An 11482-nucleotide genomic window follows, 5' to 3' on the forward strand; every position below is an offset into this window, starting at 1 on the left:
TGCGAGCGCTCGGCCACCCTTCGGGTTCGCAGTCGCTACAACGGGGGGAACCCGTAAGGGTTTAAGTTGCCCAAGCAATCAAAACACACATATTTTGTGCGATTCAAGCATTTGTTGGTTTAGAAAAAATGCGCTCTCAAAATATAATTTCTAATTGGTATGGATTGCAACGAAATTTATTCACTTTAGTCTTGCGTGATTATATTGTAGAAAATCTTACCAATACTTGTGCTGCTTAGCATTCATGAATAGGATTTTTTGTCAATGCGTAAGTCCTAATTATTTAGTTATCTTCAAATAAATTCTGCAAAACTTATTGTTATTTTATGGGTAATGTCACTTAAATTTATTTTGGTTTCGTTTTTTGCAACCAATGGAGAGAGTAGGGGATTTTCTGGAAGGTTGATCTCTGGTTCCCATGCTCCGCGTGGGAATGCCAAAAAGGAGGCTCTGCCTCTCAATTATATTGATGCAAGAGCCAGGGAACGAGAAAAAGTCGGATTTTCTGGAAGGGATAGGACACGCTCCGCGATGCTGCCTTTGGAAGCCGCTCTTTAGGCGATAAGCGTTTGCGTAGCGCGCCCTATGCCTGCGGCACGGCTACGCCTATCGGCGCTAGCTTGCTGCCAAAGGCAGATCGCAGCATTCACCTCTACTGGCTGGTAACTCGTCTACGCATCTGTTAAAATATAGTCAAAATGTCTCAAATAGTCAAAAACAAATTTTATTATGCACATCTACACTCTCACAGATGCTCGCAACAAACATGGTGAAGTTTTTGACAAGGCGACTGTTGAACCAGTTTTACTAACAAAGCAATCACGACCTAGCCATGTCATTATGTCGGCAGAAAGCTACGATCAATTGATTAATCGACTGACAGAATTGGAGGATATGCTTTTAGGTCAAGCTGCCAAAACTGCTCTTAGTCAATCAAAAATGGTTGGTACAGAGACTTTTACATCTGCACTGGAGCGTTTAGTAGATGGCGAGACTTGATGGCTTAGCAACTGTTCTTGATTTTCTCAATGGTTTGCAGCCTAAAATCGCCGCTCAAATTGCTAAAAAAGTCTTAGCTTTGAATGTAGATCCAATACCTGTTGATAGTCAAGCGTTATCTGGCTACGAGGGTTATTATCGAGTCGATAGTGGTGAGTATCGGATTGTTTACAGGTTTTTTCCAGAGCAGGATTTAGTTGAAATCATTTTAGTAGGCAAGCGTAATGATGATGATGTGTACAAACGATTAAAGCGTTTATTAGGGTGACTTAATTCGTCTTTTTAAATTACAAAGTAGTATTTATTTGTGATGCGAAAATTTCCCCTCCCCTTGCCAAGGGGAGGGGACTAAGGGGTGAGGTAAAACCAACGTGGAATGTCATGAGTGGTGCATTATGCATACGCTAACGCACCCTACGATTGACTCAAATTCAAACTTTCGCAGCCGTAACGGTTGGAATACTAACCTTCAACCGCTTAAACATAGCTTCTCGCGCTTGCAAGGCTAAGGTATTATCCATGTGTGGCAAAGTGATCGGCTGTTGATATTTCAACCGCAACGCTGTTTGAATCAGCCAGTCAGCGACAAAGGGGTTCTTTGGTAACAGGGGACCGTGAGAATATGTCGCGATCGCATTCTGATAAAATGCTCCTTCTGTCCCATCCTCGCCATTGTTACCTAAACCGTGCACCACGCGTCCGAGTGCTTCCACTTTTCCTAGCTTGGTGCGTCCGCCATGATTTTCAAAACCAATCAAATACGGTTTGCTACCTGTCATCTCTTCCAAGTCCCGCGCCAGACGAGTTGCTGTCACTTCTATGACCAAATTCCCAATACAGCGGCGGACATTTTCCCCTGGATGCACGGACACCAGATCTAATATGCCTAAACCTTGAATACGCTGTCCAAAACCTGGTTCATAATAATGTCCCAACAACTGAGGTGAACCACAGGTAAACACACCTGGAGTCCCATTTTCAATTTTTTCGCGCATTGCTTCTGCTTTAGCACCTTGCAAATCGCGCATGACAATTTCTTGCTGACGATCTTGTGCACCACCACCAACAATCACATCTACTGAACGAATATCAGCTGCTGTCGCGCTTTGATCTAATGGTAAAACTTTGACACTGTATCCCCGCCATTGACTTCGCCGTTCTATACAGATGACATTACCCCTGTCACCGTACGTACTCATCAGCTTTGGATACAGCCAACCAATTGTTAATTCATACTGTTGATAACTCATAATTTCTAACTATTTGCAGCGTCTCTACAATTCATAACTTTTCCCTACTACAGTCGGAAAATCCGGTGCATATAAAAATCTGGTTTAGTGAGGGAACAGGGAACACTTCGACCCTGAGTCCTGAGCCTGCGGCACGGCTTTACGACAAAGCTCAGGGCAGCGCAAGCTCAGTGCATCGCCGGGAATAAGGAATAGGGAATCGAGAACAGTAAATATAGCAATCCTATTTGATTTGTGACAATTGCGCATCCTCCGGTCTGTTCGCGTAGCGTGCTCCTTCGGAAATAGCACAGAATACGTTGCTGCGCAACTGTTCCTCGGGGGTTTTTAGCCTATCTCTTATAAAGTCATGATTTCGGAATCTTAAGCAAGCAGTTGACCTTGGGAACATCCAAGAGTAAAGATAATAAGGATTAGACCTCTTGCCGAAGTCCGAGGCGACTTTGATGTTGCCATACCCCTGTTTATCTCTTTCTTGATTGGAAGGACAAGCAGGCAAGGACTATAGCTAATCATTGAATAATAAAGCCTGCAAGGGCAGGCTTTGTTTGTCTAGTAGCTACAGAGGCGTAAATGTGGCGTGTCTGGTGCAAACTAACTACCAACAGCAATAAAATGTGCAAGCAGTCTACTTTTCAAAAAAGCAAGTTCAGTGAGGGATGGCTGTGGAGACACTTATGGAACAAAAACTAAGTGTAAATACTAATATGAAAATTGGCGATCGCGTCCGCGTTAAAGAATCCGTCATAGTCTACCATCATAATGAGCATCGCGGTCAACCTTTTGACATCAAAGGCACAGAAGGTGAAGTGATAAGTATAATTAATCAATGGCAAGGTAGACCTGTCAGTGCTAATTTACCGATTTATGTCCAATTTAGTAAAAAATTTAAGGCTCACTTGCGTGAAGCAGAGTTAGAAGTTATCTAACTTATTTGTGGTCAACGACTGCATTTAGTGAGTATCATTTTTGAAAATAAGTAGCCTCCTTTTGGCAGGAGGCCATACTTTACTATATCTAATGACTCTTACATTATTCCCAAAGGAAGAACTAGTGAAACGTTAGAATACGCCTACCGAGTTTTACGAAACCACCGCATGATATTTAGCTCGCCCCGCATTTTTTCTAAATCTTGACGATTGCGCTCTGCTGTAATATAATAACGTTCACAATATTGCTTGAACTCTGAGCGCGTCTGAACTTCTGTGTAAAACTGATGAGTTGTTTGGTATGCAGAAAATGTATCCTCAACTTCGGATTGAGGAGAAGGTATGATTTGCGATAACTCTTGAGACATACTGACTAATTTAAGTTAGAAGTTAAAAGTTGAAAGTCGAACTTATTTTACAAATCTTTATTTATTATGACTTACAGCCATCCCCGCAAGCGATAAGCGAGAATACCAACGTATTCTTTCAAAGCTGACGTAAACATGTGTAAATTATCAACATCAGGTAACACATTTAGCAACGCTGCTTTTGGGGTGCTAGTTAGTTCTTGCAAATCACTGCGACTAACGAGAAAGTCAGTAGGCGTTGGAATAACATCAATACCTTGATGTTGGAAGATAAGAAGCGATCGCGGCATATGAATTGCGGAAGTAACTAGCAAAACACGGCGAATTCCACGAGATTTGAGAATTTTATTGACATTCACCGCATTTTGGTAAGTATTGAGGGAATCGGGTTCCTGTACAATAGCTTCTTTTGGGATACCAATAGCAGTGAGAATACTAGCCATATCCGCTGACTCTGATGAACCGCCTCCCTTCCATTCAATGCGACCACCACTCAAAATGATTATAGGGGCTTTTTTCTGGCGGTAGAGTTGAGCAGCGTAAATGACGCGATCGCCTGCTTCATTTAAATCTACCGATGGTCGTGGTGGCAAAGCTGATTTAGTCGCACCACCCAAAACTACGATAGCTTCTGCCGTTGGTATTTCAGTCAGTGGAAGATGTTGCCATTCTAAAGACTGGACAAGTAATCGAGAAACCCAGCCATTACTAGTAAGTAGCAATAGCATCAGCGCGAATGCAATTGCAAGTGCTGCTGTGCGTGGTCGTTTCCATAACATAAAAAATGCTACCAATAAGCACAAGCAAGCGAGTCCCAGAGGATAAAAAAATAATGGTAGCAATTTAGAGAGATATAAAAACATTTGCCAAATGTCTCAATAGAACTATGAGTTTTTAATTAATTCAGGACTTACGCACTCAAAACCCGAAACCTTGATTTTCCCTTAAAAAGGGGGAATCTTAAAAGCCCCCTTTTTAACTGTGTAGGGGGATCTCTTCTGCGTAAGTCCTACTAACCTAAACCCTCAACTGCTTCCCTCACTAGCTTCGAGACGAAAGGCAAAATTTCGCGGTTCTTAGCATTTGTTTTGCCTTCAGTAAACACAACAAGCAGATAAGGGCGTTTTTCGTTTAACTCTATATAAGCAGCATCATGACGGACTTGACTCGTCCAACCTGCTTTTGACCAAATTTTTGCTTCTTGAGGAAGTCCAGCGCCTAAAAAACCTGTCACTTGGTCTTCTTCAACATCTTTTGGCAAGTCATTCGGGTTAAGACTGCGTTTGAGCAAACTCATCATGGATTGCGATCGCCCACTAGACACCGCCACACCACCAATAATACTGTGTAGCAACCTGGCGGTAGCATTTGTTGTCAGCATATTCCGATTCTCTAGCAACTCTCCTACAAAAGCCCGTTCGCGTCCGTAAGGTCCATCACACCAGGGTTTTTGGCAAACATTAATCGTTTCCATATCTGACCACCCAAAAGACTGGAAATAGCGGTTGACAATATTGCGCTGCTGTTTCCAAGTTTCAAATGGTCCAAGTGATAATTCTGGTCCAGAAGTAGTTCCACTTAAGATATCTACAACTAAACTTGTCGCATCATTGCTAGAATCAACAATCATATCGCGTATAGCTCTTTCCACTTCTAAAGAATTGGAAACCATGTTTTTGTGCAGCCATTCGTTGACTGCGACCAAGTAAAACAACTTCACCACACTTGCAGGGTAAATTCGTTCCACTCCGCGATAAGTGAAACCACGAATCGGGTAGTTCCAAAAATCATCTGGAGTTAATGCACCACCTGTGTTCATTAGTACTGGCGGATCGTAGACAATCCAAGTCAAAGCAATTTGGTTGCGGGCTAAAGTTGGAAATGCAGCCCAAGTTGCTTCTAAAATGCCTAACCCAAGTTTTTCTAGTTGATCGTCTTTATTAAAGAAGAAATTCATTGTTGTTTCACCAATGTCCTTTAACCTAGAATCTCAAATCCAAACTCTCAAATCAGCTGAGTACCAGTGCCTAACTAACGTAAACATATATGATTCTCCTAGTTGTCAACGACTGGCAACTCAAGCTGCAACTGGGCGATATTTGTGGGTAACATCAAACTATCAAGATTGTGCAGTTGAGGTGTGTTTGTCCGAAGATGACTATCCAGGATGGCTATCACTATCCGATTTGGGTTTATTACAATCATGCACTGTACCTTATAAAGCGAAAAGATTTTCGGAATCACAGATAAAAAAACACCTGCCAGAGGTGATTGGGTTTACCCAACAAGCTATGCAACAACCAAATTATTACCTCTGGGGTGGTACGGTAGGACCAAATTACGACTGTTCGGGATTGATGCAAGCGGCGTTCGCCTCGGTAGGTATTCGTATACCCAGAGATGCCTATCAGCAGGAAGGTTTCACCCAAGCCATTTCTATGGCAGAATTACAACCAGGTGACCTTGTTTTCTTCGGAACTTCCCAAAAAGCGACTCATGTGGGACTCTATTTGAAAGATGGCTGCTATATCCATAGTTCCGGCAAAGAAATAGGACGTAATGGAATTGGCATAGATCGTCTTTCGGAACAAGGAGAGAAGGTTAGTCAGTCATATTATCAGCAACTGCGCGGTGCAGGAAGAGTGGTCAGGAATTACGAACCACAAAGACGCTGAGGGAAAGAGAAATATGAGGAGTGGACTGGTTTCTGATAGACTTGCTGGACAAGATGAGGCGATATCCTCAGTTGTTCCAGATGTTTCGGTTGTGGTGCCTGTGCATGATGAAGTGGAAAGTTTGCCTCATTTGCTTGAGGCGATCGCCTTCACTTTATCCGCAACTGAGTTGAGTTATGAAATCATTTGTGTAGATGACGGTTCCACAGATGGTTCAGCAGAGTTTCTTAGAGAACAAGCGCAAATCCGCAACGATTTGAAAGCCGTGATTTTGCGTCGCAATTATGGTCAAACTGCGGCGATGGCTGCTGGGTTTAACTACGCACTTGGTAAAGCAATTGTCACTTTAGATGCTGACCTTCAAAATGATCCTGCTGATATCCCTATGCTATTAGCAAAGTTGGAGGAAGGCTACGATTTGGTCAGCGGTTGGCGGAAAAATCGCCAAGATGGTGCTGTGAATCGATTACTTCCTTCCAAAATTGCCAACTGGTTAATTAGGCGAAGCACGAGTGTGTATATTCATGACTATGGTTGTTCGCTCAAAGCCTACCGCGCCGAACTCGTGGCAGATATGAACCTTTATGGAGAACTGCACCGCTTTCTTCCGGCTTTAGCGTATATTGAAGGAGCTAGAATTACAGAGATGCCCGTGCGTCATCATGCCCGTCGCTTTGGTCGCAGCAAATATGGGATATGGCGGACGTTCCGAGTGTTGATGGATTTGTTAACAATTTTATTTATGAAAAAGTTCCTTACACGCCCAATGCACGTTTTTGGGTTGTGGGGATTGGTTTCAATGGCTTGTGGTGGGGCGATTGGAATTTACTTGACCTTTGTCAAATTTGCTTTTCATCAAAATATTGGCGATCGCCCTTTACTAATTCTGGCAGTTCTTTTGCTAGTAACGGGGGTACAGTTGTTTTGCTTCGGTTTGTTGGCAGAATTACTGATGCGTACTTACCATGAATCCCAAGGACGCCCCATCTATCGTGTGCGTGAAGTAGTCACGAAAGTCTAGCCCCAAAGGGTTGACTTATTTGGAAGTCCACAAAATCTATTTTTATGGCAATCAGCTGTGACTGCATAGCCCGCAATTTGGGTTATGAAATTTCGGCTGGTTTTTTACTCGTCGATTCATACGACATGCGTCCTTGCGCGTACCCATGCACCCCCTCGGCATTAAGCTTACATGAATAAGAGAAAAAAATTGCCAAATATTCAGTATAATCACTAGTTTATATCACTATCACGCCCACTCAATAAAACAAATCGGTCACTTACATGAAGAACTGGTAACTTAGGTTACATAGTTATTTTTACTTATCCAAACCAGACCACTCTTGCGTTAGGATATTGTCACACTTCCCTTTTTCACCATGCCGCCGGGAAGTAGCCCAAGTCGGTAGTCCGATTTGGTGGTGGGTACTTCATAAAGTGTGTTTAAATAGATGAATAGTACATTAGTACTTATAAAGCTTCCAAACCCCACTTCTAAATCCATAAACAAATCCACAAATATATAGATAGAGATACATAGAGGGATCGAATGGCTGTTAACACCACAGATAATGCCGGCAAGCAAAAAGCGCTCAACATGGTACTCAATCAAATTGAGCGTACTTTTGGTAAAGGAACAATCATGCGCTTGGGTGACGCTACCCGGATGCGGGTAGAGACAATTTCTAGTGGAGCACTCACCCTGGATTTGGCGCTAGGTGGCGGTTTACCCAAAGGACGGGTGATTGAGATTTATGGTCCAGAAAGTTCTGGTAAGACCACACTAGCACTGCACGCAGTTGCGGAAATACAAAAAAATGGTGGTATAGCTGCCTACGTTGATGCTGAACACGCCCTTGATCCCGCCTACGCTGCAGCGTTGGGTGTTGACACTGAAAATCTGTTCATTTCGCAACCTGACACTGGGGAAGCTGCTTTAGAAATTGTTGATCAACTTGTCCGTTCTGCTGCAGTAGACATTGTCGTTATTGACTCAGTGGCGGCGCTCGTGCCCCGTGCTGAAATTGAAGGCGAGATGGGAGATGCTCACGTTGGTCTTCAAGCGAGATTGATGAGTCAAGCTTTACGTAAAATTACTGGCAATATTGGTAAATCTGGTTGCTCGGTGATTTTTCTCAACCAGCTGCGCCAAAAAATTGGTGTCAGCTACGGTAACCCAGAAACAACAACTGGTGGTAACGCTCTCAAGTATTATGCTTCAGTACGCTTAGACATTCGCCGGATTCAAACCTTGAAAAAAGGTACAGAGGAATTTGGTAACCGTGTGAAAGTCAAAGTTGCAAAGAATAAAGTAGCACCACCTTTTAGAGTCGCGGAATTTGACATTATCTTTGGTAAAGGTATTTCTACTTTAGGTTGTCTTGTCGATTTGGCAGAAGAAACTGGTATCTTGCTCCGCAAGGGAGCTTGGTACAGCTACAACGGTGAAAACATCTCTCAAGGACGAGACAATGCCATTAAGTACCTAGAAGACAAGCCTGAATTTGCTGAAAAAATTAAGCAGCTGGTGCGTGAAAAACTAGAAATGGGAGCTGTTGTTTCTGCTAACTCTGTGAGCAAGACAAGTGAAGATGAAGAAGATGAGGACTTAGAGCTAGTGGAAGAAGAGTAACACTAGCACTTTTGTTGTTTGGTGGGTGGAGCGATCGCTCCACTTATCAAACTAATGCAACTTGCTAGTACAGTACCGCGTAATTAAATATTTAGATGAATCAGGATTTTGTGTATCGAGCGAACCGGGCTACACCCCTCACCTCGATTAACAACCAAGGGGTAGTCGGGGGTGTAGGAACAAGAAGTGACAGCGCGATCGCGTTCCACTATCTCTTTCGCACAAGAACCAGGTAAAGATGTTACCAAGTGCGGTACACGAGGTAGAGTAACTCTGAATTTGAGATTTCTGATATTAGATTGTCAAAGGTCTACGATGAAAAGTTGATATCAAATTTGAATATTGATTAAATAGTCTTGTACTACAAAAAGATTGTGTGTATACTTATATACTAAATTTTTAAGATGAAAAGCATATCGCTGACTTTTTGTTTAAACTCTAGTGGATACTAAATAAGTTACACAGTTAAATTAAATATTTTTGCTTAAAAAGACTGATTTTCGTTAGTAAATCTTAACGACGCTGAAAAATCAAATTGGCACGATTTTTGCACAAAACATTATTATCAGACACGTTGGAAAATATGTAATGTTTCAACCAGCAAAATATCAGTCAGGTCGTTTAGGTGTATTCTTAGTTCTGGCTGTGAGTAGTTTAGCGATCACCGTGGAAACTCCCGCATTTGCTCAACCACAACCCCAAGACATACAAATTTTTACACCAGATAGCTCTTCGCCACCCCCACCAGAACCAGCAGCGCGACCAGTCCCCCCAGCAGAGGTTAATCCAAGAGTGCAAAATCCTCGACCAAGTATATTTAGGGAACCTCCATATAACCGTTATTACGAGGCTCAAGCACCACGTCCTCCACAGAAGCCAGGAAAACGACCACACAAGAAGGGTCCTCGCCCAGATCAGGGGCCAGCAAAGGCTCCCAGACCAGATGGACGGAATGCTCCGCCCCCACCTCCTGCACGTGGAAATGAAGTAGCCCCTCCACCTCCTGCACGTGGAAATGAAGCAGCTCCTCCACCTCCTGCACCACAATAGTAATTGATGAAGTGTTACCTGTGGTTCCCAGGCTGGGCTTGGGAACCGGGGCAACGTTTTAGGATAGGTTTAGTGTTTTGTCTCGGTGACGGGGTAAGATGGTGTGCCAAGTTTAGTAGTGTTGGGTGGTTTGGTGCGATCACAAGTGCTTTTTCACAGTACATTCTTGCTTCATCAAGTCTGCCAAGTTTCAACAGTGCGCGAGTTAAATCTGATGTGACGATGGTCAAACCTGTTTCATTTTTTAAATTTTTGTCGATTTCAAAACCTTTTATAAGTTGAATAACAGCTTCTTCTAAGTTTTCATGTGCAAGTAAAGTTTGACCCATTGCAGTATAAACTTTTGCTAGATGTTCTTGGTCGCCTAATTGCTCGCCTAATTTGATACTTTCTTGGAAAAACATCAGCGCTAATTTATACTTTTTCTCTCCTCCCTGTTTGTGTAATACTCTACCCAGACTGTTAAGAATTATTGCTTGTCCACGTTGGTCTTGCTCTTTTGTAGATAAGTCATAACATTGTCTGAGAATTTTCTCTGCTTCATTCCATTTTTGTTGATTGATTAGTACTCTGCTTAGGGTATTAAGGGCAAAGATGAAAGGTTTAATATCGTCCAATTCGGCACAAATATCTTGGCTGCGTTTTAATATTTGTTCAGCTTCTTCCCATTGATATTGTAATTCTAGAATTCTCCCTATATTATTCAATGAAATAGCCGAGCTTTTCTGGTTTCCTAGTTTTTCAGATATGTCGTAACTGCTTTTGAAAGCTTCTTTTGCTTTATATAATTGCTTTTGTTCGAGCAAGAAGTAACCCTGATGATGCAATATCTCAGCTAAATAGGTAAGTGTTATTGACTTCCGCTCCTGGTTGTTTAATTCTTCTTCGATAACAATAATACGCTCAAGAGTCGAAATAGCTTTTTCAATTTCACCCTGTTCGCGCAGTACCGCACTCAGAGTCGTTAGTGTCATCGCTATGCCACGTTTGTTATCTAGCTGTTGCTCAATATCAGTAATACGCTCAAGAATTTTTATCGCCTCTTCAAGATCACCCTGTTCACGCAGTACAGCAGCTAGACTTGTTAGGGTAATTGTCAAGCCGCGTTGGTTGCCAAACTGTTCTTGAATGGCAACACTACGATGAAAAGCATCGATAGCTTCATCGAGTTTATTTTGCAGCTGTAAAACACCACCCAAGCAGTTTAAACCTCTTGCTTCAGAATCTTTATCATCAAGTTCTTTGCTGATTTCAATTTGACAGCGAAAAGCCTCGACAGCTTGATCGAGTTTATTTTGCTGCCGTAAAACACCAGCTAAGCAGTTTAAACCGATTGCTTCTTGGCGTTTGTCATCGAGTTGTTGGCTGATTTCAATTTGACGGCGAAAAGCATCGACGGCTTCATCGAGTTGGTTTTGCTGCTGTAAAACATTACCTAAGCAGTTTAAATCTCTTGCTTCTTGGCGTTTATCATCGAGTTGTTGACTGATTTTAATACTGCGGCGAAAAGCATCGACGGCTTCATCGAGTTTGTTTTGCTGCTGCAAAACACCAGCTAAGCAGTTTAAACCTCTTGCTT

General features: G+C 42.5%; 12 protein-coding genes and 3 pseudogenes. 8 read left to right on the forward strand and 7 right to left on the reverse strand.

Going from position 1 to position 11482, the window contains the following annotated elements; genetic code table 11:
- Positions 1-68: 68 nt before the first annotated feature.
- The 3 genes and pseudogenes from DP114_RS35010 to DP114_RS15600 all read left to right on the forward strand — a co-directional run.
- Positions 69-239 (forward strand): annotated as a pseudogene (locus DP114_RS35010) (IS701 family transposase); the annotation flags it as partial.
- Between the two features lie 490 nt (positions 240-729).
- A complete protein-coding gene (locus tag DP114_RS15595) occupies positions 730-999 on the forward strand; it encodes a type II toxin-antitoxin system Phd/YefM family antitoxin (RefSeq protein ID WP_171976520.1) in 270 nt (89 codons plus the stop codon).
- A complete protein-coding gene (locus DP114_RS15600) occupies positions 986-1267 on the forward strand; it encodes a type II toxin-antitoxin system RelE family toxin (RefSeq protein WP_171976521.1) in 282 nt (93 codons plus the stop codon). The genes DP114_RS15595 and DP114_RS15600 overlap by 14 nt, the downstream gene beginning before the upstream one ends.
- A 163-nt stretch (positions 1268-1430) precedes the next feature.
- Here DP114_RS15600 and DP114_RS15605 read toward each other — a convergent pair whose 3' ends face one another.
- A complete protein-coding gene (locus DP114_RS15605) occupies positions 1431-2249 on the reverse strand; it encodes a type 1 glutamine amidotransferase (protein WP_171976522.1) in 819 nt (272 codons plus the stop codon).
- Between the two features lie 659 nt (positions 2250-2908).
- On the opposite strand from DP114_RS15605, the gene DP114_RS15610 reads away from it, so the two are divergent.
- Positions 2909-3178 carry a ferredoxin-thioredoxin reductase variable chain gene (locus tag DP114_RS15610; protein ID WP_169264808.1) on the forward strand — a complete coding sequence of 90 codons (270 nt, stop codon included), beginning with the start codon at positions 2909-2911 and terminating at the stop codon, positions 3176-3178.
- 143 nt (positions 3179-3321) lie between these two features.
- Here the strand turns inward: DP114_RS15610 and DP114_RS15615 are convergent, their stop codons facing one another.
- The 3 genes from DP114_RS15615 to DP114_RS15625 all read right to left on the reverse strand — a co-directional run bounded on the left by DP114_RS15615 (position 3322) and on the right by DP114_RS15625 (position 5503).
- A complete protein-coding gene (locus DP114_RS15615) occupies positions 3322-3546 on the reverse strand; it encodes a hypothetical protein (RefSeq protein WP_169264809.1) in 225 nt (74 codons plus the stop codon).
- A gap of 71 nt (positions 3547-3617) precedes the next feature.
- Entirely contained in the window at positions 3618-4409 is a 792-nt protein-coding gene (locus DP114_RS15620; RefSeq protein ID WP_169264810.1) for a YdcF family protein, read from the reverse strand.
- A gap of 149 nt (positions 4410-4558) precedes the next feature.
- Positions 4559-5503, reverse strand: a complete 945-nt coding sequence (locus DP114_RS15625; protein ID WP_169264811.1) for a serine hydrolase — start codon at positions 5501-5503, stop codon at positions 4559-4561.
- A 13-nt stretch (positions 5504-5516) separates the two neighbouring features.
- On the opposite strand from DP114_RS15625, the gene DP114_RS15630 reads away from it, so the two are divergent.
- The 3 genes from DP114_RS15630 to recA all read left to right on the forward strand — a co-directional run bounded on the left by DP114_RS15630 (position 5517) and on the right by recA (position 8853).
- Positions 5517-6221 (forward strand): C40 family peptidase, encoded by a 705-nt coding sequence (locus tag DP114_RS15630; RefSeq protein WP_169264812.1) that lies wholly within the window; start codon positions 5517-5519, stop codon positions 6219-6221.
- 13 nt (positions 6222-6234) lie between these two features.
- The gene (locus tag DP114_RS15635) at positions 6235-7242 is read left to right on the forward strand and encodes a glycosyltransferase family 2 protein (protein ID WP_169264813.1); all 1008 of its coding nucleotides are present in this window, start codon (positions 6235-6237) and stop codon (positions 7240-7242) included.
- Positions 7243-7770: 528 nt separating this feature from the next.
- Entirely contained in the window at positions 7771-8853 is a 1083-nt protein-coding gene (gene recA, locus DP114_RS15640) for a recombinase RecA (protein ID WP_169264814.1), read from the forward strand.
- Between the two features lie 131 nt (positions 8854-8984).
- On the opposite strand, the pseudogene DP114_RS35015 reads toward recA, so the two are convergent.
- Positions 8985-9146, reverse strand: a pseudogene (locus tag DP114_RS35015) (aspartate aminotransferase family protein); the annotation flags it as partial.
- Positions 9147-9441: 295 nt separating this feature from the next.
- Here DP114_RS35015 and DP114_RS15645 point away from each other — a divergent pair.
- The gene (locus DP114_RS15645) at positions 9442-9903 is read left to right on the forward strand and encodes a hypothetical protein (protein ID WP_171976523.1); all 462 of its coding nucleotides are present in this window, start codon (positions 9442-9444) and stop codon (positions 9901-9903) included.
- A gap of 14 nt (positions 9904-9917) precedes the next feature.
- Here DP114_RS15645 and DP114_RS36315 read toward each other — a convergent pair whose 3' ends face one another.
- Entirely contained in the window at positions 9918-10307 is a 390-nt protein-coding gene (locus tag DP114_RS36315; RefSeq protein ID WP_370469285.1) for a tetratricopeptide repeat protein, read from the reverse strand.
- A 111-nt stretch (positions 10308-10418) separates the two neighbouring features.
- Positions 10419-11468 (reverse strand): annotated as a pseudogene (locus DP114_RS36320) (tetratricopeptide repeat protein); the annotation flags it as partial.
- Positions 11469-11482 lie beyond the last annotated feature (14 nt).

The organism is Brasilonema sennae CENA114, from assembly GCF_006968745.1.
Taxonomy (GTDB): Bacteria; Cyanobacteriota; Cyanobacteriia; order Cyanobacteriales; family Nostocaceae; genus Brasilonema; species Brasilonema sennae.